The sequence below is a fragment of the Brachybacterium zhongshanense genome, assembly GCF_055385755.1.
Map to the genome: position 1 here is coordinate 1108984 of NZ_AP043790.1, position 25395 is coordinate 1134378.

Annotated in this window: 29 protein-coding genes; 14 read left to right on the top strand and 15 right to left on the bottom strand. The window is 70.6% G+C overall.

Translation table 11 applies throughout. From position 1 onward, the window contains the following. Window positions 1-44: 44 nt before the first annotated feature. On the bottom strand, window positions 45-809 hold the full coding sequence (locus ACZ5AJ_RS05025) for a Type 1 glutamine amidotransferase-like domain-containing protein (RefSeq protein ID WP_464137642.1): 765 nt from the start codon (window positions 807-809) through the stop codon (window positions 45-47). 90 nt (window positions 810-899) lie between these two features. After that, on the bottom strand, window positions 900-1094 hold the full coding sequence (gene rpmB / locus ACZ5AJ_RS05030) for a 50S ribosomal protein L28 (RefSeq protein WP_464137644.1): 195 nt from the start codon (window positions 1092-1094) through the stop codon (window positions 900-902). Between the two features lie 273 nt (window positions 1095-1367). Between rpmB and ACZ5AJ_RS05035 the strand changes: the two genes are divergently transcribed. Together ACZ5AJ_RS05035 and ACZ5AJ_RS05040 are read left to right on the top strand one after the other, a co-directional pair. Further along, window positions 1368-3608, top strand: a complete 2241-nt coding sequence (locus tag ACZ5AJ_RS05035; protein WP_464137646.1) for an ATP-dependent DNA helicase RecG — start codon at window positions 1368-1370, stop codon at window positions 3606-3608. Between the two features lies 1 nt (window position 3609). Then, window positions 3610-4209, top strand: a complete 600-nt coding sequence (locus ACZ5AJ_RS05040; RefSeq protein WP_464137647.1) for an RsmD family RNA methyltransferase — start codon at window positions 3610-3612, stop codon at window positions 4207-4209. Window positions 4210-4242: 33 nt separating this feature from the next. Here the strand turns inward: ACZ5AJ_RS05040 and ACZ5AJ_RS05045 are convergent, their stop codons facing one another. Both ACZ5AJ_RS05045 and ACZ5AJ_RS05050 read right to left on the bottom strand, forming a co-directional pair. Next, window positions 4243-4809: a hypothetical protein gene (locus ACZ5AJ_RS05045; RefSeq protein ID WP_464137649.1), complete on the bottom strand. Its 567-nt coding sequence runs from the start codon at window positions 4807-4809 to the stop codon at window positions 4243-4245. Between the two features lie 225 nt (window positions 4810-5034). After that, window positions 5035-5508 (bottom strand): VOC family protein, encoded by a 474-nt coding sequence (locus tag ACZ5AJ_RS05050; RefSeq protein WP_464137650.1) that lies wholly within the window; start codon window positions 5506-5508, stop codon window positions 5035-5037. A gap of 18 nt (window positions 5509-5526) precedes the next feature. Between ACZ5AJ_RS05050 and ACZ5AJ_RS05055 the strand changes: the two genes are divergently transcribed. Then, window positions 5527-6411: a helix-turn-helix domain-containing protein gene (locus ACZ5AJ_RS05055; RefSeq protein ID WP_464137652.1), complete on the top strand. Its 885-nt coding sequence runs from the start codon at window positions 5527-5529 to the stop codon at window positions 6409-6411. A 103-nt stretch (window positions 6412-6514) separates the two neighbouring features. Here the strand turns inward: ACZ5AJ_RS05055 and ACZ5AJ_RS05060 are convergent, their stop codons facing one another. Continuing rightward, entirely contained in the window at window positions 6515-6763 is a 249-nt protein-coding gene (locus ACZ5AJ_RS05060) for a hypothetical protein (protein WP_464137654.1), read from the bottom strand. A gap of 108 nt (window positions 6764-6871) precedes the next feature. Continuing rightward, window positions 6872-7075 carry a hypothetical protein gene (locus ACZ5AJ_RS05065; RefSeq protein ID WP_464137657.1) on the bottom strand — a complete coding sequence of 68 codons (204 nt, stop codon included), beginning with the start codon at window positions 7073-7075 and terminating at the stop codon, window positions 6872-6874. 111 nt (window positions 7076-7186) lie between these two features. Between ACZ5AJ_RS05065 and ACZ5AJ_RS05070 the strand changes: the two genes are divergently transcribed. The 7 genes from ACZ5AJ_RS05070 (at window position 7187) to mutM (ending at window position 11944) form a co-directional block, all read left to right on the top strand. Further along, the gene (locus ACZ5AJ_RS05070; protein WP_464137658.1) at window positions 7187-7924 is read left to right on the top strand and encodes a class I SAM-dependent methyltransferase; all 738 of its coding nucleotides are present in this window, start codon (window positions 7187-7189) and stop codon (window positions 7922-7924) included. Beyond that, window positions 7914-8537: a GNAT family N-acetyltransferase gene (locus tag ACZ5AJ_RS05075; protein ID WP_464137660.1), complete on the top strand. Its 624-nt coding sequence runs from the start codon at window positions 7914-7916 to the stop codon at window positions 8535-8537. The genes ACZ5AJ_RS05070 and ACZ5AJ_RS05075 overlap by 11 nt, the downstream gene beginning before the upstream one ends. 27 nt (window positions 8538-8564) lie before the next feature. Continuing rightward, the gene (locus ACZ5AJ_RS05080; protein ID WP_464137663.1) at window positions 8565-8942 is read left to right on the top strand and encodes a DUF3224 domain-containing protein; all 378 of its coding nucleotides are present in this window, start codon (window positions 8565-8567) and stop codon (window positions 8940-8942) included. Between the two features lie 104 nt (window positions 8943-9046). Then, window positions 9047-9538, top strand: coding sequence for a pantetheine-phosphate adenylyltransferase (coaD, locus tag ACZ5AJ_RS05085; protein ID WP_464137665.1), 492 nt, complete (start codon window positions 9047-9049; stop codon window positions 9536-9538). A 47-nt stretch (window positions 9539-9585) separates the two neighbouring features. Beyond that, complete coding sequence (locus ACZ5AJ_RS05090) at window positions 9586-10206, top strand: YceD family protein (RefSeq protein ID WP_464137666.1); 621 nt, start codon at window positions 9586-9588, stop codon at window positions 10204-10206. Continuing rightward, window positions 10206-10958: a ribonuclease III gene (gene rnc, locus ACZ5AJ_RS05095; RefSeq protein ID WP_464137668.1), complete on the top strand. Its 753-nt coding sequence runs from the start codon at window positions 10206-10208 to the stop codon at window positions 10956-10958. The genes ACZ5AJ_RS05090 and rnc overlap by 1 nt, the downstream gene beginning before the upstream one ends. A 32-nt stretch (window positions 10959-10990) precedes the next feature. Then, window positions 10991-11944, top strand: coding sequence for a bifunctional DNA-formamidopyrimidine glycosylase/DNA-(apurinic or apyrimidinic site) lyase (gene mutM / locus ACZ5AJ_RS05100; protein ID WP_464137671.1), 954 nt, complete (start codon window positions 10991-10993; stop codon window positions 11942-11944). A 47-nt stretch (window positions 11945-11991) separates the two neighbouring features. Here the strand turns inward: mutM and ACZ5AJ_RS05105 are convergent, their stop codons facing one another. The 4 genes from ACZ5AJ_RS05105 to ACZ5AJ_RS05120 form a co-directional block, all read right to left on the bottom strand. After that, window positions 11992-12297, bottom strand: coding sequence for a helix-turn-helix domain-containing protein (locus tag ACZ5AJ_RS05105; RefSeq protein ID WP_464137673.1), 306 nt, complete (start codon window positions 12295-12297; stop codon window positions 11992-11994). 14 nt (window positions 12298-12311) lie between these two features. Then, the gene (locus ACZ5AJ_RS05110; RefSeq protein ID WP_464137675.1) at window positions 12312-12644 is read right to left on the bottom strand and encodes a type II toxin-antitoxin system RelE/ParE family toxin; all 333 of its coding nucleotides are present in this window, start codon (window positions 12642-12644) and stop codon (window positions 12312-12314) included. Between the two features lie 213 nt (window positions 12645-12857). Continuing rightward, window positions 12858-13118, bottom strand: a complete 261-nt coding sequence (locus tag ACZ5AJ_RS05115) for a hypothetical protein (RefSeq protein WP_464137677.1) — start codon at window positions 13116-13118, stop codon at window positions 12858-12860. A gap of 50 nt (window positions 13119-13168) precedes the next feature. Next, entirely contained in the window at window positions 13169-13261 is a 93-nt protein-coding gene (locus tag ACZ5AJ_RS05120; protein WP_464138692.1) for a carboxymuconolactone decarboxylase family protein, read from the bottom strand. 375 nt (window positions 13262-13636) lie between these two features. Between ACZ5AJ_RS05120 and ACZ5AJ_RS05125 the strand changes: the two genes are divergently transcribed. From ACZ5AJ_RS05125 to ACZ5AJ_RS05140, 4 genes are all read left to right on the top strand, one after another. Further along, window positions 13637-14965 (top strand): ABC transporter substrate-binding protein, encoded by a 1329-nt coding sequence (locus tag ACZ5AJ_RS05125; RefSeq protein ID WP_464137679.1) that lies wholly within the window; start codon window positions 13637-13639, stop codon window positions 14963-14965. 2 nt (window positions 14966-14967) lie between these two features. After that, on the top strand, window positions 14968-15948 hold the full coding sequence (locus ACZ5AJ_RS05130) for a carbohydrate ABC transporter permease (protein ID WP_464137681.1): 981 nt from the start codon (window positions 14968-14970) through the stop codon (window positions 15946-15948). Next, entirely contained in the window at window positions 15945-16886 is a 942-nt protein-coding gene (locus ACZ5AJ_RS05135) for a carbohydrate ABC transporter permease (protein ID WP_464137683.1), read from the top strand. Before ACZ5AJ_RS05130 ends, ACZ5AJ_RS05135 begins: the two co-directional genes overlap by 4 nt. A gap of 155 nt (window positions 16887-17041) precedes the next feature. Next, a complete protein-coding gene (locus ACZ5AJ_RS05140) occupies window positions 17042-17671 on the top strand; it encodes a response regulator transcription factor (protein ID WP_464137685.1) in 630 nt (209 codons plus the stop codon). Window positions 17672-17773: 102 nt separating this feature from the next. Here ACZ5AJ_RS05140 and ACZ5AJ_RS05145 read toward each other — a convergent pair whose 3' ends face one another. The 5 genes from ACZ5AJ_RS05145 to ACZ5AJ_RS05165 are packed head-to-tail and all read right to left on the bottom strand — an operon-like array spanning window position 17774 to window position 25189. After that, a complete protein-coding gene (locus ACZ5AJ_RS05145) occupies window positions 17774-19066 on the bottom strand; it encodes a sensor histidine kinase (protein WP_464137687.1) in 1293 nt (430 codons plus the stop codon). After that, complete coding sequence (gene cydC / locus ACZ5AJ_RS05150) at window positions 19063-20874, bottom strand: thiol reductant ABC exporter subunit CydC (RefSeq protein WP_464137689.1); 1812 nt, start codon at window positions 20872-20874, stop codon at window positions 19063-19065. The genes ACZ5AJ_RS05145 and cydC overlap by 4 nt, the downstream gene beginning before the upstream one ends. After that, window positions 20871-22532 carry a thiol reductant ABC exporter subunit CydD gene (gene cydD, locus ACZ5AJ_RS05155; protein ID WP_464137691.1) on the bottom strand — a complete coding sequence of 554 codons (1662 nt, stop codon included), beginning with the start codon at window positions 22530-22532 and terminating at the stop codon, window positions 20871-20873. Before cydD ends, cydC begins: the two co-directional genes overlap by 4 nt. Continuing rightward, window positions 22529-23614 (bottom strand): cytochrome d ubiquinol oxidase subunit II, encoded by a 1086-nt coding sequence (gene cydB, locus ACZ5AJ_RS05160; protein WP_464137693.1) that lies wholly within the window; start codon window positions 23612-23614, stop codon window positions 22529-22531. The genes cydD and cydB overlap by 4 nt, the downstream gene beginning before the upstream one ends. 18 nt (window positions 23615-23632) lie before the next feature. Further along, window positions 23633-25189, bottom strand: coding sequence for a cytochrome ubiquinol oxidase subunit I (locus ACZ5AJ_RS05165; protein ID WP_464137696.1), 1557 nt, complete (start codon window positions 25187-25189; stop codon window positions 23633-23635). Window positions 25190-25395 lie beyond the last annotated feature (206 nt).

Consider the following 25395-nt stretch of genomic DNA (forward strand, 5'->3'; position numbering starts at 1 on the left):
CGGGAGGCTCGGGCGCACGCTCCTCCCGGCAGTCCGTCAGGAGGTCATCGCAGCAGGCGGACCGGCAGGGCGGTCTCGATCGCCCCGCCGGCGCCGTCGGCCTCGATGCGGCAGGCTGTCGCTCCTTCGATCTCCGCGACGGCCTCGACCAGATCGGTGCCGCGGAACAGCAGACCGGCACCGTCGTCGGTGCACAGCGCCGTCGGCAGCGTCCCGTCCGCGACGAGGGTGCGCAGCAGCGGGCGGCGGCCGGGCTCGGAGTCCATGTGCACGCCGTTCGCGCCGGGCAGGAGGCCCAGCCCGTTCGTCACCTGGGCGAGCTGCGGGCCGAAGGAGTCGGTGATGCCGCCCTCGAACCAGCAGATCGAGCCGGCCGAGATGCCTGCGAGCACGACGCCGTCGAGCCAGAGCCGCCGGAGGATCTCCTCGAGGCCGTGGGCGCGCCACACCGCCAGGAGGTTGACGACCGAACCGCCGTTGACCCACAGCACGTCGAAGCCGCGCAGATAGTCTTCGACGTCCTCGACGTTGGGTGCGGAGAACAGGCTCAGATGGTGCAGCTCGATCCCGGCCTCGCGGGCCGCCTCCTCCATGTCCCGCTGGAAGCGGGAGTCATCGCCGCTCGCGGTGGAGATGTTGCAGATCCGGCGGCGTCCTCGGTCCGCAGCGGTGGTGGAGGCCGACGACGGGGCGACCTCGCCCGCGAGCTCGAGGGCGAGGTCGATCATCGGTCCGAAGCGGAAACGCAGCCGCGGATGCGGCAGATAGCCGGCGCTGGTGGCGAGGATGGTCGGCTGCGCGGCGGTCATCGCATCTCCTGGAGGGCCTGAGAGAGGGTATGCAGAAGCCCCCTGCCGGCGGACCGGGAGGGGGCTTCGGGCCGAGCTGAGCGGTGAGGCTCAGGCGCCGAGCTTCTGCACCTTGCCGGCCTTGAGGCAGGAGGTGCAGACGTTCAGGCGCTTCGGGGTGCCGTTGATCACGGTGCGCACGGACTGGATGTTCGGGTTCCAGCGGCGCGAGGTGCGGCGGTGCGAGTGGGACACGCTCTTGCCGAAGCTCGGGCTCTTGGCGCAGATTTCACACGTGGAAGCCACTGTCGTCTCCTGAGGTCGAGGTCTGATCGGATGCCCTACCGCACCCTGCGCCCGCGGCCGGGAGGGCCGATTCTGCAGGAGTCGATGACCTGGGCATCGCGCAGGGACGCAAAGCCCCCGGAAGGTCAGGGCAACCACGGAATCATAACCCAGAAGCGGCGGAGCCCTGAAGGCCGACCGGCGGCGCCGGCCTGTGGATTCGGACACAGGGTCTGCAGGTGATGGCACCATGGTCATCAGACGTCCGGGACATCATCGCAGCAGGAGGCACGCATGGCCAGCAGGTCCCCTCGCGCCCTGGAGCCGATCTCCGCACCCGGGTCGATGCCCCTCGGGGAGCTGCTCGAGAAGAAGGAGCAGAGGGCGCTGGCCTCCTTCGGCGTCCGGGACCTCGACGGCCTGGTCCGCTTCGCTCCTCGCCGCTACAGCATCCCCGCACCCCTGCGATCCCTGCATGACGTGCGCGAGGGCGAGGAGATGAGCGCGCTGGTCGAGGTCCGGAGCATCCGGGACCGCCGCATGCGCAGCCGCCACGGCTTCATCCTCGAGGCGATCGTCTCCGACGGCGCCGACGAGATCACCCTCACCTTCTTCCTCGCCCAGCAGCACCTCGTGGACTGGCATCGTGGCCGCCTCCCGGTGGGGGCGAGGATCCTCGTGCGCGGGACGGTCCGCTGGAACGGCCGCACCCCGCAGCTCGCCCATCCCGACTACGAGCCCTACGAGGACACCCCTGAGGGACGCGCCTTCGCGATGCGGCCCCGGCCCGTGTACCCGCTGCGGAAGAACATCGCCCAGCGCACCATGCGCGAGGCGGCGCTCAAGGGCGTCGAGTACGCGGGGCTCGCGACCCGCGTCGTCCCCGAGCAGATCCTCGAGCGGCGAGGCATCCTCCCTCTCGAGGAGGCCGCCCGGAGGATCCACGATCCGCGCACCGTCGAGGACACCCGCACGGGCCTGGCGCACCTCGTCTACGAGGAGGCATTCGTCCTGCAGGCGATCTTCGCCCGGAGACGTGCTCAGGACACCCGCACCGCCGCCCCCGCGCTGCGGGAGACCGGACCGCTCCAGCAGGCGCTCGACGCGAGACTGCCGTTCTCGCTCACCGACGGCCAGCTCGAGGTCGGCGGGCAGATCGCCTCCCGCCTCGAGCGCGAGCACCCCACCAGCGCCCTGCTGCAGGGCGACGTCGGGTCGGGGAAGACGGTCATCGCGCTGCGGGCGATGCTCCGCGCCGTCGACTCGGGGCACCAGGCCGTGCTGCTGGCACCCACCGAGGTCCTCGCCGAGCAGCACCATCGCACCATCATCGGTCTCCTGGGCGAGCTGGCCCGCGCCGGCCAGCTCGACGGCCATCCCGATGCCACGCGGGTGCGCCTGCTGACCGGCTCGCAGCGCACCGCCGACCGGCGACGCACCCTGCTCGACGTGACCAGCGGCGAGGCCGGGATCGTGATCGGCACCCATGCGCTGCTCACCGAGAGCGTCGAGTTCGCCTCCCTCGCCCTGGTCGTCATCGACGAGCAGCATCGTTTCGGCGTCGACCACCGTCGACGTCTGCGCTCCAAGGGGCCGGGCGGCGCGAGCCCCCATGTCATCGTCATGACGGCGACGCCGATCCCGCGCACCGCGGCCCTCGCCACCGTCGGCGATCTCGACGTGCTCACCCTGCACGACCGGCCCGGCATGCGCGCGGGCGTGTCCAGCTTCGTCGTCCACGAGAGCGATCCCCGCTGGGAGCAGCGCATGTGGGAGCGCGCCGGCGAGGAGATCGCTCAGGGGAGGCAGGTGTTCGTCGTCTGCTCCCGGATCGACGAGGACGAGCCCGACGTCGGACCCCAGGACGGCGCCGCACCTCCACCGCCCGATCTCGGGACGGATGAGGCCGGACCGCCAGCGGACCCGCCGCGCGGGGTCGAGCAGACCGCCCGCCGCCTCGGCGCTCGCCCCGAGCTGCACGGCGCACGCATCGGCGTGCTCCACGGCCGGCTCACGAGCGAGGAGAAGCAGCAGGTCATGGACGACGTCCTCGCCCGCCGCATCGACGTGCTGGTGGCGACCACCGTCATCGAGGTCGGCGTGGACGTGCCCAACGCCTCGGTCATGGTGGTCCTGGATGCTGAGCGCTTCGGCGTCTCCCAGCTGCACCAGCTGCGCGGCCGCGTCGGGCGAGGCGAGCATCCCGGCATCGCCTTCCTCGACACACGCGCCCCGCACGGGTCGCCGACCTCCCAGCATCTCGAGCAGATCGCGGCGGCGGCCGACGGCTTCGCGCTCGCCGAGCTCGACCTGCAGCGGCGCGGCGCCGGGGACCTCGTCGGCGAGGCCCAGTCCGGGCTCGCCCGCACGCTCAAGCACCTGGACGTCATCCGCGATGCCGACGCCATCGCACGCGCCCGCGAGGACGCCCTGGCCGTCGTCGGCGCCGATCCTGACCTCGCCGACCATCCGGCGCTCGCCGCCGCCATCGACCACAGGCTCCGGGACGCCGATCCCGATGTGGAGAGGAGCTGAGATGCCCCGCATCATCGCCGGCGACCTGGGCGGACGCACCGTCCCCGCGACCGTCGCCAAGGGCACCCGCCCCACCTCCGACCGTGTGCGCGAGGCCCTGTTCTCGCGCCTGGCCGGATGGGACGCGATCGCAGGCGCGCGCGTCCTGGACCTCTACGCCGGAACCGGCGCGCTGGCCTTCGAGTCGCTCTCGCGGGGCGCCGCATCAGCGCTGCTGGTCGAGTTGCACGGCGCGACCGCCCGGAACCTGGGGCGGGCAGCTCGCGAGCTGGGCCTGGCCGACCGGGTCGAGGTGCGGTCGGCGAAGGCGGAGACCGTCGCCGCGCAGCTCGCCGCCGAGGGCGGTGCGGACGGGGGAGGGGGCGGCGGGGTCCCGACGCCCTTCGGACTGGTCTTCCTCGATCCTCCCTACGAGGTGCCCACCGAGGTGCTCGAGGCGATGCTCGTGACGCTGCGTCCGGCGCTCACGGACGACGCCCTCGTGGTCATCGAGCGCTCGAGTCGGTCGCGTCCTGTGGAGTGGCCGGCTGGCTGGGGCGATGACGGCACGAAGGCGTACGGCGAGACCGTGCTCCGGTACGGCGGTCCGATCAGCGCCTGAGGAGGGTCCGGGGGAGCAGGACCTCGCCGACCCTCAGGCCTCCCAGCCGCCGTCGAGCTTCACGATCTCCTCGGGGGTGATGACGGCGACCGGGGGATCGGCGACTGCTCCCGGTGTGGTCGACTCGACCATGACGGTGATGTGGTCCGTCTGGATGGTCCAGGTGCTCGGCGGCCAGGGGGTCGCGTTGGTGAAGGTCACGACGTTCTCGTCCTGGTTCCAGTCCATCGTCCAGCGGTATCCGGTCGGGGCCTCCTCGACCTCGGCGAGGGTGATCTGGCTCCCTTCGGGGACCGTGACGGTGACCGTGACGACTCCGCCGGGGATGTCCGTGGTGTTGGGCCAGTTCCCCGTCCGGAAGTTCAACGACCAGTCGAGCGTCCAGATCGTCTGGGCCTCGTTGGAGGTGATGCTGCCGCCGGAGTACACGTCCACGCCGGTGAGATCCGGGGTAGGGCTCGCCGCCATCGCCGGGGCGGCCATCGCGATGATCGCCGTCGGCGCGGTCCACGCGGCTGCAGCCAGGAGGGTTCTCCGTGCGGGCGCGGGCGTGGGTGCTGGCGAGGCGAGTGCGGCTGGGTTCTCGACCGTCCGGGTCATGGGCTGCTCCTGGGGTGCGCAGAGGGCGACTTCGGTAGCAACCCTTCCAGAAGACGCTTAGTTCGGTGTCGAAAGTAAGACAAGGGGTGGTCGTCCCCGGCGCCACACCCCGGACTGGAGACGTGCGCCCAGCCGCGAGTGCGGAGCGGAGATGGGAGGCGTGGGAGGCCTGAGCGCGTGCGCACCTCCCAGACCTCGCGCGCTCGCCGGGCCTGACGGCGGACCTCAGCCCCAGTTCTTCGCATCGGTCAGGCAGAAGGCGTGGCCCTCCGGATCATGCATGACGGTCCAGGTCTCGCCGGGCTGCGGCTCGGCACGAACGGCGCCGAGCTCCTCGCAGCGCCGTGCGGCGGCCTCGATGTCCTCGACGGCGAGATCGAAGTGGAACTGCTTGCGCCCGTCATCGGGCCAGGACGGGCGCTTCCGATCGGGGATCCTCCCGATCCCGAGGATGTGGCTCGGGCCCTGGAGCATGGCGTAGTCCTCGTCGAGATGGAGGATCGGCCATCCCAGGACGGCGCTCCAGAACTGGACCACGGGCCCGGTCCGCTCGGCGTCGAGGGTGATCATCGCCAGGCGTGCGATCGGCGGCCGGTCGTCCAGGGGGCTCTGGGTGCTCTGGTCCTCCTGCGCGGTCCGGGCGTTCTGGTCGTCTGCGGCGGTGCTCTTGTCCGTGCTCATGTGCGTGCTCTGCGTCATGCCTGCCAGACTGGCTCCATGGCACCGCCGCCGGATTGGACGAATGCGACACCGCCGCAGATGCGCGGTCGCGTCCTGCATCCGCGGGAGCTTCTCGCCCGGGTGCGCTACGACAGCGCCGCGCCGGATCCGGCGCTCGCGCCGTTCGTCGAGCGCTACTGGTCCGTGTCCTGGGACCTGCCGGAGCAGGAGGTCCTCGAGCCCTCGACCCTCGACGACCCTGCGGTGAACCTCACCTGGGAGCGTGGCGGCGCTCGCCGGGAAGGAGCCGAGGGGCCCGGCCCATGGATCACCGGACCGATCTCGCATGGACGATTCGACGTCCGCCTCCGGGGCAGGGGCGACGTGGTCGGTGTGCGACTGGCCGTCGGCGGACTCCCCGCCTTCCTCGGACCCGGCCGCACTCCGCGCCGACGGGACCTGCGAGAGCTTCGCGACCGCACCGTGCCCTTGGTGGACTGGCTCGAAGGAGACGTGGAGCCGCCGGCCGGAGCCGCTGCTGCCGCACCGATCCTGGATGCCTGGCTGCTGGGCCTGGAGCCGCAAGAGCCCGAGGGATGGGCCGCCTTCAGCTCGGTGCACAGGCTGCTCCTCGACCCCGATGTCACGTCCTCGGCGGAGCTGCAGGCGAGGTCGGGGATGAGTGCCCGGACCCTGCAGCGCCTGTTCGCCCGCTTCGTCGGCGTGGGCCCGAAGCGGATGCTCCTGCGAGCGCGGGTGATGGACGCGGTCGCCCTGCTCGACGACGGCGATGAGCGCCCTCTCGCAGAGATCTCCGGCGAGCTCGGATGGTTCGACCAGTCCCACTTCGTGCGGGACTTCCGGGCGGTCGTCGGCGTGGCGCCGTCGGACTACGCCAGTCGGCGGTCCGCTCACGGCGGGAGCGTCGCGGACGGAGCGTGAGCGGAGCGGCCTCAGTCCTCAGACGTCGGAGGCGGCGACCCAGCCCTGGTCCCGTTCACAAGGCTTCGCTGACAGCAGGTGACGACGGCCGCTGAGAAGGACCTCAGCCCTCCTTGCTGCGGGTGAAGTCCCAGCCCTGGCCCTCTTTCTGGATCGAGTCAGGGGTCACCGAGATCACCGGCGGGTACTGGAACTGGACGGCGGCGGTGCAGTGGAGATGGACGGTGATGTCGTCCGTCCTCGTCTGCGAGCTCCGCGGCCAGTCGGTCGCGTTGGTGAAGGAGACGGTGCGGTCGGTGAGGCCCATGGTCCACGGATATGAGGTGTCGCCATGGGAGTCCGTGCTGTCCATGTCCACGACATCGCAGTCCGCGAACGTGACGGTGATGGTGACCGTCCCCGCGGGGATGGTCCCACCCTCGAAGAGGTGGGAGTCGTAGTTGGGGGAGAGATCGATGACTCACTGCAGACCGGAGGCGGAGTCACGGATCCCGTTCGACCCGTAGGCGTAGAGCTGCACCGTCGAGAAGTCGTCGACGGGGCTCGCGGCGAGCGCGGGGGCAGCGGTCGCGATGATCGCGACAGGGGCGGCCCAGGCGGCGGCTCGCAGCAGGCTCCTGCGCTGCAGGGGAGTATCCAGAGGGTGGCAGGACGATGTCGCCATGGCGAACTCAGTTCGATGGATGGGTATCGAGATGCTGCATCGATCATCCCGCATCTGCAGGGCCCCGCACGGGGACCTTCGGCGAGCTGCGGAGCCGGATAGGCTCGCACGGTGGGAGCGCAGCTGAACGAGCCTCAGGAGACCGAGGGGACAGCCGGATCCGCGGTCGTCGCCGCCTACGGGAGCCGGGCTGAGGAGTACACGACCCTGCTGGGCGGGATCGACGACGGCGGCGGCCAGGACGCCCGCCGGATCGCGGAATGGGCGAGCGCGGTCGACGGTCCGATCCTGGACCTCGGCTGCGGTCCGGGCCGATGGACCGCTCACCTCGCCGAGCTCGGCCACGACGTGCTCGGCGTCGATCCGACGCCCGAGTTCATCGAGATCGCGCGACGTGACCATCCGGGAGTGCGCTTCGCGAACGGCTCCGTCGCATCGCCCGGTATCGACGACTTCACGCAGGGCGGGGTCCTCGCCTGGTACTCCCTGATCCATCTCGACGAGGCGGAGCTGCACGCCGCGCTGCGGAGCATCCGTCGCATGCTCCGCCGCGGAGGCCGTCTGCTCCTCGGGTTCTTCGACGGGCCCGACGGCGAGCCCTTCGGCCACAAGGTCATCACCGCACGGACCTGGTCGGTGCAGGGGATGACCGGACTGCTCGAAGACGCCAGGTTCACGGTCGTCGCCAGCGAGAGGCGCACCGATCCGGGAGCGCGCCCTCACGCCGCGGTCGAGGCCGTCGCCTCGATCGCCGCCGAGGAGCAGATCGATGCGCTGCTCGAGATGGTGCCGGCCGACGGCGTCCTCGCGCTGGGCGGACCCCGCGTACCGTGGCGTCGTGACCTCTGAGCAGACAGCGCCCGACGCGACGTCCCGACCCGTGGCCGCAGCAGCATCGCGGCTGGACGCGCTCGACTGGCCGCTGCGCACCGAACGCCTCGTCCTGCGCCGACAGCGGATGGAGGATGCCGACGCCGTCTGGCCCTGGTACCGGCTGCCCGAGGTCCAGCAGTGGACCACGGCGCTGCCGGCGGACCTCGACGCGCTCCGCGAGCGCTGGGAGCAGACCCTCGAGCACGGCATCGTCGGCCTCATCGGCGACGAGATCGTCGCCACCGGTGTGATCCGCATCCAGGACGCCTGGGCGCAGACCGACGTGGCCGACCGGGCGAAGGGCACACAGGCCGAGCTCGGCTGGATCATCTCACCGCAGCATCAGGGCAGAGGGATCGGCACCGAGTTCGCCGCCGAGCTGCTCCGCATAGCGATCGAGGAGCTGGGGCTGCGTCGGGTCGAGGCCGCCTGCTTCGCCGCGAACACGGCCTCCTGGCGGATCATGCAGCGGATCGGGATGCGCCAGGAAGGACTGTTCACGGAGGAGTCGCTCCACCGCAGCGGACGCTGGATGGACGGGATGAGCTGGGCGATACTGGCCAGCGAGTACCGGGCTCAGCATCCCTGAGCGCCGACCCCCGACCGAGGAGTCCCCGTGACCGTCAGCGCCGCATTCACCGTCTCCATGACGCCCGCCGAGTCCCTCCAGCCGGGGACCGCCCGCTTCGAGCTGGTCAAGACCTGGACCGGTGGCATGGAAGGGACGAGCACCGGCACCATGATGACCGCCGGTGACCCCGCCACCGGCAGCGCCGGATACATCGCGATGGAGGTCTTCGACGGGACGGTCGACGGCCGTCGCGGCACGCTCGTCCTCCAGCAGCTCGGCGCCATGACCTCCGGCGAGCCCGACCTGACCTGCCTCATCGCCCCGGGGTCGCCCACCGGCGACCTCACCGGCGCGACGGGGACGCTCACCATCGGGAGGATCGACGACGACGGCGTCCATCACGTCGAGCTGGATCTCGACTGAGCACCTCGATCTCGACCTCGGCCGAGCGCAGAGTCCGGGCCGATGCCGTCACGGCAGCGGCCCGGGTGCACGCTCGCACCGCATCGTCGCACTACAGTTGCGTCATGAGCACCGTCGTCCTGCCCGGCTCGTTCGATCCCTTCACCCTCGGCCACCTCGACCTGGCCCGCCGGGCCGCGGCGCTCGCCGACACCGTCATCATCGCGGTCTCCCACAACCCCTCGAAGACGCATCTGCTCGACCTGGATGACCGGCAGAGCGCGATCGCCCATGCGATGGCCGATGAGGGTCTCGCGGGCCGCGTCCATGTCCGCACCCTTCCGCGAGGGCTGCTGGTCGACTTCTGCCGCGAGGTCGGTGCGCGAGCCGTCGTCCGCGGGCTGCGATCCCAGCTCGACCTCGCCTACGAGGAGCCGATGGCGCGGATGAACCAGCACCTCGCGGGCATCGACACGCTCTTCCTCCTCACCGACTCCGCCTACTCGCACATCTCCTCGAGCCTCGTGCGGGAGGTCCATGGTCTCGGGGGCGACGTCTCCGACATGCTTCCCCCGGCCTCCCTCGGAGCGCTCGCCGCTCAGCGCGACGTATCCTGAACGGCCGCCCTCGCACCGCACGACACCACGAACAGGAGCACGCCACGATGTCCACGGTCTCCGACACGCCATTCGGCACCGCCCTGCGCTTCGACGCCGTCGACCTCGTCGGCCGCACCGGCTCGCACCGGCACGTCGAGCGCACGCTGCCCGCCCCCGCCCTCGATGAGCTCGGACCCGCGATGCAGGTCCCCGAGGACGAGGAGATCTCCCTCGAGCTGGAGCTGGAATCGGTGGTCGAGGGCATCTACGCCCATGGCACCCTGACCGCCCACCTCGAGGGCGAATGCTCGCGCTGCCTCGATCCCGTCGAGGAGGATCTCGCCGTGAGCATCGGCGAGCTGTTCATGTATCCCGAGAAGGTCAAGGCCGACGAGCGCGAGGACACCCCCATGCTCGACGGCGACGACGTCGACCTCGCGCCGATCGTCCACGATGCTCTCGCGGTGGAGCCCGAGGAGCGGCCATTGTGCCGCCCCGACTGCCTGGGCCTGTGCCCCCAGTGCGGCTTCCGCATGGAAGACGATCCGGACCATCACCACGACGTCATCGACGACCGCTTCGCCGCCCTCCAGGGACTGTTCGGCACCGAGCCCGGCACGGACTCCTCCCGCGAGGCCTCCGACGAGGACCGCGACGAGCTCGACCGCCCCGAGGCCGGGCGCTGATGGCGCGCAAGCGCCGGGCGGTCGAGGCCGCTGATCCCCGCCGGCTCCTGGACCGGCTGCCTCTGGATGCCGCCCAGCAGCAGGACCTGCTGGGATCGGGACTGCTGGACCTCGCCCTGACCCACCGCTCCTACGCCTATGAGCATGACGGCCTGCCGCACAACGAGCGCCTCGAGTTCCTCGGGGACGCCGTGCTGCAGCTGGCCATCACCGAGCGCCTGTACGCCGCCCATCCGACCCTGCCCGAGGGCGATCTCGCACGTCGCCGAGCGGGCACCGTGAGCGCCCGGGCGCTTGCGGTGATCGCCTCCCGGCTGGACCTCGGCGCCTATGTGAAGCTCGGCCGCGGTGAGGATCTCACCGGCGGCCGTCAGAAGATCTCCATCCTCGCGGACACCACCGAGGCCGTCATCGGATCCGTGCACCTGGCCCTGGGGCAGGACGTGTCGCGACGGTTCGTGCTGGACCTCATGGCACCGCTGCTGGACTCCGACGAGTTTCTCGAGACCAGCTATGACTTCAAGTCCCGACTGCAGGAGATCGCCGCGGAGACCGGGCAGACCGTGCGCTACGACATCAGCGAGTCGGGCGCAGAGCATCGCAAGACGTTCACGGCCACGGCCACGGTCGAGGGCGTCGTCACCGGCTCCGGCGAGGGCGCCTCCAAGAAGGACGCCGAGCTCGCCGCCGCGCAGAACGCGGTGCGCGCGATACTCGCCGAGCGCGGCGAGAGCCTCATCCCGCGCGGCTGAGCCGCGCACCGTCCCGAGGAGGAACAGCCCTCGTGCCCGAGCTGCCTGAGGTCGAGGTCGTCCGTCGCGGTCTTGTACCGCATGCCATCGGACGCACGATCGATGCCGTCGACGTCGTCGACCCCCGCATCATCCGTCGCCAGGGCGGAGGCGCCGACCGTCTGCAGAGCGCGCTCGTGGGCAGCCGCATCACCGCCATCGCCCGACGCGGGAAGTTCCTGTGGTGGCGGCTCGCCGACGAGCACGGCGAGGACACGGGCGAGGCGCTCATGGGCCACCTCGGGATGAGCGGTCAGCTGCGCGTGCGCACCGTCGGGACCGTCAGCATCGAGAGCATCGAGAACATCGGTGCCGTTCCGTCGGAGGGGCCCGCCTCGGACCCGTTGCGTCACCGCCGTCTCTCGCTGCAGCTGGACGACGGCACCGTGATCGACATGATCGACCAGAGGATCTTCGGAGGGCTCTGGACGAGCCCGCTGGAGGAGACTGCGGATCGGAGGATCGCCGGTCAGGGCAGCCCCGACACGCTCCTTCCGGCCGACGCCCGTCGTATCGCCCGGGATCTGCTGGACCCGGCCGTCGACCTTCCCGCGATCGCCAGGACGATCCGCTCCCGGAGAGCACCGGTGAAGGCGCTGCTGCTGGACCAGGGGATCGTCTCGGGCATCGGCAACATCTACGCCGATGAGGGCCTGTGGGCGGCGCGCACCCGCTTCGACACTCCGGGAGAGGCGCTCAGCCAGCGCAAGGCGCTGCAGCTGCTGCGCGCGACCGGCGCCGTGATGGAGCGGGCTCTGGAGGTCGGCGGGACCAGCTTCGATGCGCTGTACGTGAACGTCGACGGCCGCAGCGGGTACTTCGCCCGCTCGCTGAATGCCTATGGCAGAGAAGGCCTTCCGTGCCGGCGCTGCGGATCCCTGCTGCTCCGGGAGCAGTTCATGAACCGGTCGAGCCATCTCTGCCCGCGCTGCCAGCGAAGACGTTAGCCGACCGGTCGTGCCGACGCGACCCCAGTCGGGTCGTCTCCTTGGTGTCAGGCAACCTGGATGCGCTGATCGCCTATGACGTACTCGATCGCGAGTCCGCCGCCGACGGCCTCGAGGTAGCTGCGGATCGTGCCGATCTTCGCGCTGTCGAGGTCGCCGTGCTCGATCTTGGAGACCTGGCGCTGGCCGACGCCGATGCGTTCGGCGAGCTGCGCCTGGGTGAGTCCGGCCTGCTCGCGCAGCTCGCGGAGGCGGTAGGCGCGGACTTCGGCGAGCATCCTCTCCTTGTGGGCCTCGACGCTCTCGCGATCCACGGGGTGTTCGGCGACGAAGTCCTTCAGGGTCATGGTCATCTCGGTCGCTCTCCTCACAATCTGCGCAGGTGGTCGTCGAACAGGTCGTCGGCCAGCGGGATGATCTTCTTGTACCAGCGGATCCAGATGCCCGCCTTGTCGCCGGCGATCAGCATGATGGCCGATCGCGCGGGGTCGAAGGCGAACAGGACCCGGAGTTCGGAGCGTCCGGAGGATCCTGGTCGGAGCTCCTTCATGCTGCGATGCCTGGACGCTGTCACCGTGTCGACGATGAGCCGTCCGAGCTGCGGGCCGCGGTCCTCCAGCAGCTCGATGGCGGCGACCACCTGCTCGCGCGAGTCGTCGTCCAGCGAAGCGAGCCATCCTGCGCTCAGCTCGATGTCCACGCTCTACAGGGCACCAGTGTGGACCTTGCAAGGTCTATGGGTGATGACGGATGGCGATCACCACTGCGTCCGACGTCGGCCCGGTCGGGACCTCGAGTGCCGCCAGGGAGCATCCGGGGCGGCGAGCGTCTCGAGCGTGAGCTGGCACCAGACCTGAGCCGCGCCGACGGCGAGTCTGATGCGTCGCCGACGCTGTTCCTGAGAGTGCGCCGTTCAGCCGCGAGCGGCCAAGTCCCCGGCGACCTCGGAGATCGCGGTCTCGGCGATCGCCCTGTCCTGCTCGCCGCGTCCTCCGCTGATGCCGACCGCTGCGACCGTGGAGCCGTCGACGACGACGGCGACCTGGAGGCCCTGCGCGGTCACCGCCCTCTCGGCGGCGTGGACCAGTGCCAGGGCGGCCACGCGAGTCAGGCGCGGGACGGAGCGGAGGAGGGGTGTCGCGTCGGGGGCGGAGCCATCCTGGTCGCGGCTCATCCGTCCGCGAAGAGGTCTTTGGTGACGCCCATGGCGGCCATGCCCTTGGGTCAGTCGACGTAGAAGGCGACATGGGTGATGGCCTCGATCAGCTCTTCCTGGGAGACGCCGTTCTCGACTGCGCGGCCGAGGTGGAAGCCCAGCTGGCGGTGTCCCCGCCGGCGGCGAGGACAGGGACGGTGATGAGGCTGCGGTCGCGATCGGACTTCTCTCCTGTGAGCTCCCGGGCATGCTCGACTAGCCCGGGGTCCAGATCGACGCTGGCCATGGCCATGGCGTGTCTCTCTCGCCGCCGTCTATGTGGCTGAGTGCATGTCTGCTGCGTTCACGAGGGCGAGCGTGTGGACGAATGGGCCGATCGGCCCCTAGGGCGCCGGTTGAACGCTTCGGGATCAGCAGGGCCGGTCACGAATCGGTCACCGGGCAGACTCCCTCTTCCGGCGGTGTGAGCTGCGGCATACGCTCGAGGAGCCTGCGGGCTCGGGGCCCGCTGCTGACAGCGACGAAGGAGTTCCGTCATGAGCAGATCCCTCCCATCCTCCCATCCCACGCGGCGCACGGCTCTCGCCGCGGGCGGCCTCGCGGCGACAGCGCTCGGTCTGGCCGCCTGCGGCACCTCGGGCGACGACGACTCCTCCGACGGGGGAGGTGCCGCGGCGGCAGACTTCGAGGAGCGCGGCCCGATCACGCTGGTGCGCGGCAAGGACACCACCGGCGCGCTCGCGGAGTTCCTCTCCCGATGGAACGACGACCATCCCGATGAGGAGGTCACCCTCATCGAGCTCCCGGAGAGCGCGGACGACCAGCGCTCCCAGTTCATCGCCAACGCGCAGGCCCAGTCCGACTCCTACACGGTGCTGGGGCTGGACGTGGTGTGGACAGCGGAGTTCGCGGCCAACCAGTGGGTGGTCGAGCTGCCCCGGGAGAGCTTCGACCTGGATGCGCTGATCCCCGCCACGGTCACCACGGGCACCTACTTCGACAAGCTCTACGCCGTTCCGTTCACCACGAACGCCCAGCTGCTCTTCTCCCGCAAGGATCTGCTCGAGGAGGCGGGATACTCAGAGCCTCCCGCGACCTTCGACGAGATGTGGGAGATCGTCGCGAAGGTCCAGGAGAAGCATCCGGACATCAACGGTTTCGGCTCCCAGTTCGCGAAGTACGAGGGACTGACCTGCCAGCTCACCGATGTCGTCGCATCCGCCGGGGGTGCGCTGTTCGATGATGAGGGCCAGCCTCAGGCTGACTCCGCCGAGGCCGCCATCGCACTGCAGACCCTGCGCGACGGGTTCGACGACGGGCACATCCCGCAGGAGGCGCTCACCTACAAGGAGGAGGAGTCCCGGCAGGCCTTCCAGGACGGCAACCTGGTGTTCCTCCAGAACTGGCCGTACGTGTGGGACCACTTCCAGAACGACGACGGCTCCTCGCAGGTCGTGGACAAGGTGATGGTCTCCCTGGTGCCCGCGGTGTCCGGCGAGGGCACTTCCACGATCGGCGGGGCGAACTACGCGATCAGCGCCTTCGCGAAGAACAAGGGCACGGCGGTGGACTTCATCGCCTTCATGACCGCCTTCGATCAGCAGAAGGCATGGATGATCGAGACGGCCACTCCCACGGCCACCGCGGCAGTCTATGAGGACGACGAGGTCGCGGAGACCTTCGAGTTCCTCGATGAGCTCAAGAGCGCGATCGACAACGGCGTCAGCCGCCCGCAGGTCGTCAAGTACGGCGACGTCACCCAGGCGATCCAGGAGGCCGCCTACTCCTGCATCTCCGGGGAGGCGGAGGCGGCGGACGCCCTCGCACAGCTGCAGGAGCAGCTCAGCTCTCTCGTCGAGGGCTGAGGATGAGCGCCGCTCCGCATCCGCGCCGGGCGAAGGGCGACGGGCAGGAGGGCCTCGCCGGCCTCCTGCTGTCTCCCACGCTTCTGCTGCTCGCGCTCGTCGTCGGCTTCCCGCTCGTGCTGTCCGTCTGGCAGTCGCTGTTCCGAGGCGGTGACGAGATCGATCCGGTCACGGGGATCATCCAGCAGGGCGACACCTTCGTCGGCCTTCAGAACTATCTCGACGCCTTCACCTCCGCGGGGGCGGGCGCCGGGTTCTGGAACGCGTTCTGGAACACGACCCTGTTCACCGTGGTCGGCGTCTCCATCGAGACCGTCCTGGGCGTGGCGATGGCGCTGATCATGGCGAGGGCCATGCGGGCCACGGGGCTGATCCGCGCGTCGATCCTGGTGCCCTGGGCGATCCCCACCGTGGTGTCCGCACTCATGTGGCAGCTGATCTTCGACGCCAACGGCATCGCCAACGAGATCATCGGCCAGCAGATCCTGTGGACCACCGAGGGGATCCAGGCGAAGGCCGCGGTCCTCATCGCGGACATCTGGAAGACCGCCCCGTACATCGGCCTGCTCACGCTGGCCGGGCTGCAGACCATCGACGACCAGATCTATGAGGCGGCCAGGGTGGACGGGGCGAATCGCTGGCAGACGCTCTGGCGCATCACGCTGCCGCTGGTGCGTCCGGTGCTCATGGTGGCCGTGCTGTTCCGCCTCCTGGACGCCATGCGCATGTTCGACCTGCCCTACGTGCTGCTGGGGCGCCTGCGCTCCGGCCAGACGCTGTCGATGCTCGCGGCCGATGCGGCCTCGAAGACGGACTTCGGCATGGCATCCGCCTATGCCGTGATCCTGTTCGTCTACATCTGCCTGGTCGCCGTCATCTTCGTGCGCGGGCTGGGGGCCGACGTCATCGGCGATGCCGAGGGCCGTGGCCGGCGCCCCCGTCCGCGCCGACTGCGCACCACTGCTGAAGGAGACCTCCCATGACGACGACCGCCCCCTCCGTCCCGGGCACGGCCCCGGGCGGCTCTGCAGGCTCCGGCGGCTCCGCGGGCTCCGGCCGATCCGCAGCGGTCCGGCGCCGACGACGACTGGCTGCCCTCGGAGTAGGCATCGGCATGGCGGCGATCCTCGTGTACTGCCTGGCCCCCTTCGTCTGGATGATCATCTCCTCGCTGCGACGACCCAGCGACGGACGCTCCACCGCGCTCATCCCCTGGCCGATCAGCGTCGAGAACTACATCGCCGTGTTCGACCCCTCGAACCATTTCGGCCGTGCGCTGGTGAACTCCCTCGTGGTGGCGGGCGGCACGACCGTGCTGGTGCTGTTCCTGGCGACGCTCGGCGCCTATGCGCTGGCACGGCTCAGCTTCCGGGGGAAGATCCTGGTCATGTTCCTCATCGTGGCCACCTCGATGTTCCCCGTGATCATCCTCGTGGTGCCGCTGCTGAAGCTGTTCACCGGAGGGTTCGAGTGGTGGCCGTGGAACTGGATCAACACCTATCAGGCGATGATCCTGCCCTCGATCTCCTTCGCTCTGCCCCTTGCGGTGTGGAACCTGAACGCCTACTTCCGTCAGCTGCCGGTCGAGCTCGAGCAGGCGGCGATGGTCGACGGCACCACCCGCTTCGGTGCCTTCGCGCGGGTGATCCTGCCGCTCGCGACGCCGGGGATGTTCACCACGGCGATCATCACCTTCATCGCCGCCTGGAACGAGTTCCTCATCGCGCTGACGATGGTGAACCGGCCCGAGATGCAGACCGCGAACGTCGCGATCTCGAAGTTCACCGGCATCTCGCAGTTCGACACCCCGTACGGCACGAAGATGGCCGCCGGCGTCATCGTCACGGTGCCGCTCATCATCATGGTGCTCGCCTTCCAGCGCCGGATCATCGGCGGTCTGGCGGCGGGGAGCGTCAAGTAGCCCTGGTCGTCGGCGATCGCGTCCAGGATCATGGTCCCGATTGGGGTAGGTTGGTCCAGGACCGCCCGTCTGGGGCGGAGGAGCCATGTCCGCCCCGGATCTCCAGCGTCCGCCTCCGGCGGAGCCGCGCGACGCAGCGGGGCTGCGAGGGAAGGATGCCTGTGACTGCGAGCGAAGAGCCCACCCCGATCCGGGTGATGCTGGTGGACGACCACGAGGTCGTCCGGCGCGGCATCGTGACCGTCATCGATGCGAGCCCCAAGCTCAGCGTCACCGGTGAGGCCTCCTCCGTCGCCGAGGCGAACCGCCGCCTCCCGGCGATCCGTCCCGAGGTGCTGGTGGTCGACCTGCAGCTGCCCGACGGCACCGGCATCGACGTCATGAGGAAGGCCCGGGAGATCGATCCCGAGCAGAAGATGCTGGTGCTGACCAGCTTCGACGACGACGCGGCGCTGCGTGAGTCGCGCGCCGCGGGCGCCGCGGGCCTGATGCTGAAGTCCGCACGGTCGCGGGAGATCGTCGATGCGATCGTCGCGATCCACGAGGGCGGCCACATGTGGCCCGCCGGCCAGGAGGACGACGAGCCCGATCTGTCGGACACCGACCGTCGGATCGTCGATCTGATCGGTGACGGCCACTCCAACCGGGAGATCGCCGAGGCGCTCGGGATCGCCGAGAAGACGGTCAAGAACCGGGTGACGGTCATCCTGCAGACGCTCGGGATGCAGCGTCGCACGCAGGTCGCGGCGATGGTCGCCGCACGCCGTCGCGCCGGCTGGAAGTGACCCTCCGCGCGTCCGGTCCCGCGGCTGGGATCGCGGAGCGCTGACCGTCAGGGGTCGCTGATCGTCGCTGGCCGCCGGGGGTCGTTTGTCGCCGCCGGGCGATCACTGCGGAGGCAGGGTCACCCGCCACGAGATCATGGTCCCCGGTTCCAGGCTGATCGCGTCGACCCAGCCCGAGTGACGGCGCGCCCGCGAGGACATGTTGGCCAGTCCGCTGCGTCGGCGCACGGTCGGGTCGATCCCGCGTCCGTTGTCCGAGACGTTCACCTGGACCACCTGATCCACCCCCTCGGAGAAGATGCTCACCGATGCTGCGACGGCCGTCGCATGCGCGTGACGGGCGGCGTTGGCGAGGCACTCGCGGACCACCGCGACGACGTCCTCGGCGATCTCTGGCGGGAGGTCCCGGTCCAGCTCGGGGGCGCTGGGGGAGAGGCGCAGGGTGGGCACGAACCCGAGCCCGGAGGTCGCGAGCCCGACCTCGTGGCGCAGCCTCTCGCTGAGCGTCGCCTCGCTGCGCTCCCGGCGCAGCGACTGCACGATCTCGCGGATCTGCGCGACGGCGTTCTCCACGCCCTGCACCGAGCTGGCGACAGTGGTGCGGATCCGGGCGTTGGTGGGCGGCTCTCCGGTGCTGGAGAGCGCCTCGGTGAGCCCTTCGAGCTCCATCCCCACCGCGAACAGCTCCTGGATCGCGAGATCGTGGAGGTCGCGGGCGATGCGGCTGCGCTCGTCGTCGACCTCGGCGGCAGATCCCAGGTCCGGCACCCGCAGGGCGAGTCCGACGACTCCCGCGAGGGCGTCCAGCCGCTCGCGGTCGGCGAGGGTGAACCCCGCCGGTGCACCGTCGACGCGCCCATCGCCGGACCCATCGTCGGACCCATCGTCGTGCGCATCGTCCGGGGCGGCCTCCGGGCCGTCGGCGAGGTCGCCGTGATGGGCGGGGTGATCGCTCACCCGGCAGCGCAGCGCCACGAGCAGGCCCGTGCCGTCGGCACCGGCGTCCACGACGCTCAGCAGCGCCTCAGCCGGAGGCAGGTGCACCGCCAGGGAGCCGGCTTCCGGGTCGAGGATCGCGAGCTCGTCGAGCCCCTCGAGCAGGTCCGTGTCCCCGGCGGCGAGAGCTCGGCCGACGGGGGAGCCCGGGTCGACCTCCTGGCCGAGCAGGTCCCGGGCATCTGCGCCCTCGACGATCTCCACGCCCCAGGATCCGTCCTCGCCCAGCGGCATCACCAGCAGCGCCGAACGGGCTCCGAGATCGCTGCGGGCAGTGCGCAGCATCAGGTCGAGGAGCTCATCGGTGTCGGCTCCGGAGAGGACCGCGCCGACGAGGTCCTGGACGCGAGCGCGGCCTCGACGGACCCGGGCGGGAGCTGAGGCGGGGGCTGGTGTCATGGTCGTCGCTCCTGGGACTGCTGGACACTGGGGATGCCGGCCTCGTCGATCCTCAGCACATCGGTGCCGGCGGGGATCGCCTCGGTGCGGTGCGTGACCACGACCACGGTGGTCGTGCTCGGCACCAGCGTCTCATCCCCGGGGTCCAGCAGGGAGAGCAGAAGGTCATCGCCCCGCGCCGTGTCCAGGTGCTCGGTGGGCTCGTCCAGCAGGAGCACGGGTGCGCTGCTCACCACCGCACGGGCCAGCAGCAGGCGGCGGCGCTCTCCACCGGAGATGGTCGTGCCGTCCGGGCCGAGCATCGTGTCCAGGCCGCGGGGGAGCGTCGCGAGCCAGTCCTCGAGCCCCACGGCACGCAGCGCGGCGAGGACCGTCCCGTCGTCCAGGCCCCCTCGCACGACCTTGAGGTTCTCGCGCACCGTCGTCGCGAAGACATGCGCGTCCTCGGCGAACATGATCGCGTGACGACGCACCTGCTCCTCGCTCATGCCGGCGATGTCGATGCTGTCGAGCTCGACCCTGCCCGCGACAGGGGAGAGGAGCCCCGCGAGCGTCGCCAGCAGCGTGGACTTCCCGATCCCCGAGGGGCCGGTGATCGCCAGACGGGCCCCGGGCGGCAGATCGAGATCGAGCCCGTGCACGCGCACGGCGTCGGCCGACCAGCCGGCATCCAGCCCGCGGGCGCTCAGCCGGACGCTCCCCGGCGTCGACGCGTCGACCGCCCGATCGCTATCGGTCGGCCGGTCGCCCGCCCCGACGGCGGGGCCGACGACCTCGTCGAGCCGAGCGGCGGCGGCGCGTGATCGCGCGTACTGGGCGGCGGCCGCCGGCAGCGCGGAGGCGGCCTCGAAGGAGGACAGCGGGAGCAGGAGCAGGATCCCGATCTGCCCGGCGCTGGCTCCGCCGTCCATCCACACGGCGCCCGCGGCCAGGAGCGAGCCCAGGGTCGCGACGAGGATCGCGACGGGCACCGCCGCGGAGGCGATCGCCCCGGGCAGGGCGGCCCGGTCGATCGCCGCATCGTGCGCGCGCTGGTCCTCCTCGAGCCTGGAGAGGGCCTGGTCGAGCCGGCCGTCCAGCCGCAGCGCGGTGGCGTCGTCGAGGATCTCGAGCGCCGATGCGGTCAGCTGCCCGCGGGTGCCGATGACGGCCTGCTCCCGCAGCGAGGCCGCCCGGAAGCTCGCGAGGGGCGCGAGGATGCTCGCGAACAGCAGCGCCAGGAGCATCGCCGCAGCGGCCGCCGGGGAGATCGGGGCGATCGTCGCGAGCACGACGACGGCCATGACGATCGAGACGAGGCCCGGCACGATCGCCGTGATGACGTGATCGCCGAGCTCTTGGGCGTCGTCGCCGAGGCGAGCGAGCAGGTCCCCGCGCCGCAGACGCGTCAGAGCGTCGTCCGTCCTCGCGGCGAGCGCCGTGAACAGGTTGGTGCGCAGGCGCACCACCCCGCGCAGGGCCACGTCGTGGGCGATCATCCGATCGAGCCAGCGGAAGACGCCGCGGGAGACGCCCAGAGCGCGCACGGCGACGACGGCGACCGTCAGGTCCAGCACGGGCGGCATGGTCCAGGCGCGGGTGACGAGATAGGCGGAGACGGCGGCGAGGGCGAAGGCGGAGCCGAGCGTCGCGGCCGCGGCGAGCACCGCGGCCAGCAGCCGCGAGCGGGGGATCTCCAGCGCGCGCTCGGCCTGTCGCAGCGCCCTCTCGGGGGAGGTGGGCACAGGGGAGGTCGGCGCATGGGAGGCCGGTACAGCGGAGGCCTGTGCGGGCGGGGTCGCTGAACGCTCTGCGCCGGTGGTGCTCACGATGCGCTCCCTTCGATGACAGCGACCTCGTCGGCCGCATCGACCAGGCGGGAGCGGTGGGCGATGACGAGCACGCTGCGACCGTCCTCGCGCATGCGTGCGATCAGGTCGAGGACCACCTGCTCCGTGCCGCCGTCGAGATGGGCGGTGGGCTCGTCGAGCACGACCACGGGAGCGTCGGACAGGAGCGCGCGGGCCAGGGCGAGGCGCTGCCTCTCACCGAGCGAGATGCCGTGCCCGGAGCGACCGAGGTCGGCGTCCCAGCCGCGCTGGGCGATCACGGGGGCGAGGCCGGAAGCGGCCGCTGCGGCTTCGAGCTCGTGATCCGAGACGCCCGGGCGGGAGTCGATCAGGACCTCACGGATCGTCCCCGGGGGCAGCGCAGGGCGCTGGGGGAGATGGACGACCTGGTCCCACAGGCTGCGGCGACGCAGGTTCCGGACGTCGTGCGCGATGCCGTCGGCGCCGATCACCTCGGCGCACCCGGCGTCGGGCTCGACCAGCCCCAGCAGCACCTGAACGGCGGTCGACTTGCCGGCGCCGGAGGGGCCGGTCACGGCGAGCACCCGGCACGGACGCAGCTCGAGCTCGGCGCGGTGAGGGGCGAGGCCGTCGCGCGACCGGACGGAGACGCCGCGCAGGGCGAGGGTCGCAGAACGAAGGTCGGGAGCCTCGACCGTCCCGTCGGCGGGGACCTCCTCGTCGAGGACGGCGAAGGCCCCGCCGACAGCGGCGAGACCGTCGGTCGAGGCGTGGTACTGGGCTCCGACGCTGCGCAGCGGGAGATAGACCTCGGGGGCGAGCACGAGCACTGCGAGCGCGGGAGCGAGCTCCATGTCGCCGTAGACCAGACGCATGCCGATGCTCACGGCGACGAGGGCGACGCAGAGGGTGGCGAGCAGCTCGAGCACCATCGACGAGAGGAACGCGTAGCGCAGCGATCCCATGGCCGATGCCCGGTGGCGGTCCCCGAGCGCGCGGACCGTGCGCTCGGGCCCCTTCTCGCGGCCGAGGGCGCGCAGGGTCGGGAGACCGTCCACCAGGTCCAGCAGCTGCGACCACAGGGTGCGCATATCGGCGATCAGCCGCTCGGAGCGGCCGGCGGTCAGCTTCCCCACGAGGATCATGAAGATCGGGATCAGCGGCAGGGTGACGGCAGCGATGAGGGCGCTGAGAGGGTCGAGCACGGCGATGGTGATCAGGCACAGCGGTGTCACGGTCGCCGTCAGCAGCAGCTGCGGCACATAGCCGACAAGATAGGGGCGGAGCTTCTCCAGACCCGTCGTCGCCAGCGCCGTCACGTCGGCCCCGCGCCCGGCGGAGCTCCGGGGGCCCAGAGACGCGGCATGGGCGACGACCCGGCCGCGCAGATCGGCGATCGCGGCGGTGGCCGCGCGGTGCGCCGTGCGCTGCTCGACGAGCGCGGCCGCCGCGCGCACCCCCAGAGCCAGTGCGAGCACGGCCAGGAGCATCGGCGCGGAGGTCGGCGTCTGATGCTCCGCCAGCAGCCGTGAACCGAGAGCGGCCAGGGCCAGTGCGGTCACGATGACGCAGCCGGCCTGGACGAGCCCGAGCAGGGAGGTCCGCACCACATGCCCGCGTGCGGCGCGGACCTCCCGCACGAGACGCGGGTCCAACGGGGCCCGGGAGGACGTCATTCCTGCTCGAACGCCTCGCGGTACCCGCGGCGCGCCTTCTCGATCAGGCTCGCGCCGGGCGCCGGGGTGCTCTCGTCCTCCGCCACGCGATGCCGGAAGACGCGGTAGGTCCAGATCGTGTAGGCGATGACGACGGGGGTCAGGATCGCGGTGGCGACCAGCATCACGGTCAGGGTGTGCGCCGAGGAGGAGGCGTTGGCGACCGTGAGCGAGAGAGCCGCATCGTTCGTCGCCGGCAGGACGTAGGGGAACAGTCCGCCGAACAGCGTCACCACGGCCATGGCGATCGCTCCGGCGGTGGCGGCGAAGGCGAGCGCCTCGCGCCCCAGCCGGTTCAGCGGCACGACCGCGATCAGGGCGACGGCCGCGACGGCCAGCGGTGCCCAGGTCCATCCGTGATGGGAGTGGGCGAGCTGGAACCACAGCAGGTAGGCGGCCCCGGCGACGATCGTCGGCCACACCAGGATCCCTGCCAGGCGGTTGGCCTCCGCCCGCAGGGCGCCGTCGGTCTTGAGGGTCAGGTAGAGCGTCCCGTGCAGCCAGAACAGCAGGACGAACACGATCCCGCCCAGCAGGGCGAAGGGGTTCAGCAGACCCAGCAGAGAGGTGGTCACCCAGCGGTGCTCGTCGATGCCGACGCCGGCGACGATGTTCGAGAAGGCCACGCCCCACAGCAGCGCCGGGGCGAAGCCCCCGATGACGTGGACGATGTCCCAGCCCCGCTTCCACCGCTCGGAGTCGACCTTGTCGCGCCACTTGAAGGCGCACACGCGCACGATCAGCACCAGCAGCAGGAGCAGCAGAGCCAGGTAGAAGCCGGAGAAGAGGGTCGCGTACCACTCGGGGAAGGCCGCGAACATGAGGGCGCCGCCGGTGATCACCCACACCTCGTTGCCGTCCCAGACGGGTCCGATGGTCCTGAGGATCGTCCCCCGCCGGGCGCTGCCTCCCCTCCAGAAGGCGGCGACGTTCATCTGCACTCCGAAGTCGAAGCCCTCGAGCACGAAGTAGCCCAGGAAGAAGAAGGCGATGATCGCGAACCAGAGGGTCTGGAGTGCGGTCGGATCGAGCATGGCATCCATGGTCGTCTCGTTCCCTTCTCAGTAGTCGAAGGACAGGGTCGGGGTGTCCAGCTGCTGCGTCTCGGCATCCCGCTTCGGCAGGGGTGCGCCCTTGAGCGCGGCCCGGCGCATCATCCCGAACCAGAGGACGGCCAGGACGCCGTAGACGAGGGTGAAGGCGACCAGGGAGGTGATCACCATCCATGCGGGGTGGTCGGATACGCCCTGGAGCGTCATCAGCCGCACCGTGGGATCGTCCGGATTGGGGTGGACGACCCAGGGCTGGCGCCCCATCTCGGTGAACACCCAGCCGGCGGAGTTCGCGAAGAACGGCATGGGGATCGCCAGCACTGCGAACCACTGGAACAGCTTCGACCCGGAGGTCCGGGCCTTCTCGCCCTTGCCGCGGGTGATCCACAGGGCCCAGAGGGCGAGGATGCCGCTGAAGACCGCCAGGCCCATCATCAGGCGGAACGACCAGTAGGTCACGAAGAGGTTCGGGCGGTAGTCCGCGGTGACGGTCTGCCCGTCGGCCGTCTCAGCGGTCTCGCCGAACTCCTCCTTGTACTGCGCGTTCAGGTCGTCGACGCCCTGCAGGGTCGCGTCGAAGGTGTGGGTGGCCAGGAACGCGGTCAGGTACGGGATCTCGATGAGGTGGGTGACGCCGTCGCAGTCGGTGGAGAAGGCGTCGGGGCCGCCGACGGCGAGGATCGAGAAGCTCGAGCCGCTCTCCGTCTCGCACAGAGCCTCGGCGGACGCCATCTTCATGGGCTGCTGCTTGAACATGATCTGCGCCTGGAAGTCGCCGGAGACCACCAGCACCAGCGCGGAGATGAACATGGCCACGACGCCGAAGCGCACCGTGGGCCGATACAGGTCGCGCGCCGCGCGATGCTGCTCCTGGCCCTCCTCGGTCTCCAGTCCCGCGTCACGGGCCGCTCGATGGTGCTTGACCATGTGCCAGGAGGCGATGCCGGTGATGAACGCCGCGGCGACCAGCCAGGCTCCGGCGATGACGTGGGGGAAGGCGGCGAGAGCGGTGACGTTGGTGAGCACGGCGAGGAGCCCGCCCTGATCGGGGTCGAGCTCAGCGCGGCCGGTCTCGGGATTCAGGGTCGCGCCCACCGGATGCTGCATGAAGGAGTTCGCGGCGATGATGAAGTACGCCGAAGCCATCGTGCCGACCGCGACGGCCCAGATGGTCAGCAGATGGATCTTCTCGGGGAGCCGACCCCAGCCGAAGATCCACAGGCCCAGGAAGACGGACTCGAGGAAGAACGCCACGAGGCCCTCGAGGGCGAGCGGGGCCCCGAAGACGTCGCCCACGTAGCGGGCGTACTCGGACCAGTTCATCCCGAACTGGAACTCCTGGACGATGCCGGTGGCGATGCCGATGCCGAAGTTGATGATCAGCATCGACCCGAAGAACTTCGTCATCCGGGTCCAGGCGTCCTTGCGCAGCTCGTCCTTCGACCTCACCGCCATCGTCTGCATGAGGGCGACCATCAGCGACAGACCGATCGTCAGCGGTACGAAGATGAAGTGGTACACGGTGGTGATGCCGAACTGCCACCGTGCCAGATCGAGGGCTTCCATGGGACCTCCCGGAGTACGACACGCTGTCACGAAACTAGAGCTGAGCGGCGGAGGCCGACGGGACCATGGTCCCCGTTCGGCCGTGGTACCGCCAGACCCGGTCCGCGGATGCGACGCGGCGGGACGGCGGATCAGCCGGCAGGGACGACGGAGCCTCGGGCGCCGGGTGGCGGGCGGCGGGTGGCGGGCAGGGGGGGCGCCGACGC

Excerpts from the sequence above, each read along its gene's own strand:
- ACZ5AJ_RS05025 (WP_464137642.1), bottom strand. The coding sequence starts at position 809 with ATGACCGCCGCGCAGCCGACCATCCTCGCCACCAGCGCCGGCTATCTG.
- ACZ5AJ_RS05035 (WP_464137646.1), top strand. The coding sequence starts at position 1,368 with ATGGCCAGCAGGTCCCCTCGCGCCCTGGAGCCGATCTCCGCACCCGGG.
- ACZ5AJ_RS05040 (WP_464137647.1), top strand. The coding sequence starts at position 3,610 with ATGCCCCGCATCATCGCCGGCGACCTGGGCGGACGCACCGTCCCCGCG.
- ACZ5AJ_RS05045 (WP_464137649.1), bottom strand. The coding sequence starts at position 4,809 with ATGACCCGGACGGTCGAGAACCCAGCCGCACTCGCCTCGCCAGCACCC.
- ACZ5AJ_RS05050 (WP_464137650.1), bottom strand. The coding sequence starts at position 5,508 with ATGACGCAGAGCACGCACATGAGCACGGACAAGAGCACCGCCGCAGAC.
- ACZ5AJ_RS05055 (WP_464137652.1), top strand. The coding sequence starts at position 5,527 with ATGGCACCGCCGCCGGATTGGACGAATGCGACACCGCCGCAGATGCGC.
- ACZ5AJ_RS05060 (WP_464137654.1), bottom strand. The coding sequence starts at position 6,763 with ATGGACAGCACGGACTCCCATGGCGACACCTCATATCCGTGGACCATG.
- ACZ5AJ_RS05065 (WP_464137657.1), bottom strand. The coding sequence starts at position 7,075 with ATGGCGACATCGTCCTGCCACCCTCTGGATACTCCCCTGCAGCGCAGG.
- coaD (WP_464137665.1), top strand. The coding sequence starts at position 9,047 with ATGAGCACCGTCGTCCTGCCCGGCTCGTTCGATCCCTTCACCCTCGGC.
- ACZ5AJ_RS05090 (WP_464137666.1), top strand. The coding sequence starts at position 9,586 with ATGTCCACGGTCTCCGACACGCCATTCGGCACCGCCCTGCGCTTCGAC.
- rnc (WP_464137668.1), top strand. The coding sequence starts at position 10,206 with ATGGCGCGCAAGCGCCGGGCGGTCGAGGCCGCTGATCCCCGCCGGCTC.
- ACZ5AJ_RS05105 (WP_464137673.1), bottom strand. The coding sequence starts at position 12,297 with ATGACCATGACCCTGAAGGACTTCGTCGCCGAACACCCCGTGGATCGC.
- ACZ5AJ_RS05115 (WP_464137677.1), bottom strand. The coding sequence starts at position 13,118 with ATGAGCCGCGACCAGGATGGCTCCGCCCCCGACGCGACACCCCTCCTC.
- ACZ5AJ_RS05125 (WP_464137679.1), top strand. The coding sequence starts at position 13,637 with ATGAGCAGATCCCTCCCATCCTCCCATCCCACGCGGCGCACGGCTCTC.
- ACZ5AJ_RS05130 (WP_464137681.1), top strand. The coding sequence starts at position 14,968 with ATGAGCGCCGCTCCGCATCCGCGCCGGGCGAAGGGCGACGGGCAGGAG.
- ACZ5AJ_RS05135 (WP_464137683.1), top strand. The coding sequence starts at position 15,945 with ATGACGACGACCGCCCCCTCCGTCCCGGGCACGGCCCCGGGCGGCTCT.
- ACZ5AJ_RS05140 (WP_464137685.1), top strand. The coding sequence starts at position 17,042 with ATGCCTGTGACTGCGAGCGAAGAGCCCACCCCGATCCGGGTGATGCTG.
- ACZ5AJ_RS05145 (WP_464137687.1), bottom strand. The coding sequence starts at position 19,066 with ATGACACCAGCCCCCGCCTCAGCTCCCGCCCGGGTCCGTCGAGGCCGC.
- cydD (WP_464137691.1), bottom strand. The coding sequence starts at position 22,532 with ATGACGTCCTCCCGGGCCCCGTTGGACCCGCGTCTCGTGCGGGAGGTC.
- cydB (WP_464137693.1), bottom strand. The coding sequence starts at position 23,614 with ATGGATGCCATGCTCGATCCGACCGCACTCCAGACCCTCTGGTTCGCG.
- ACZ5AJ_RS05165 (WP_464137696.1), bottom strand. The coding sequence starts at position 25,189 with ATGGAAGCCCTCGATCTGGCACGGTGGCAGTTCGGCATCACCACCGTG.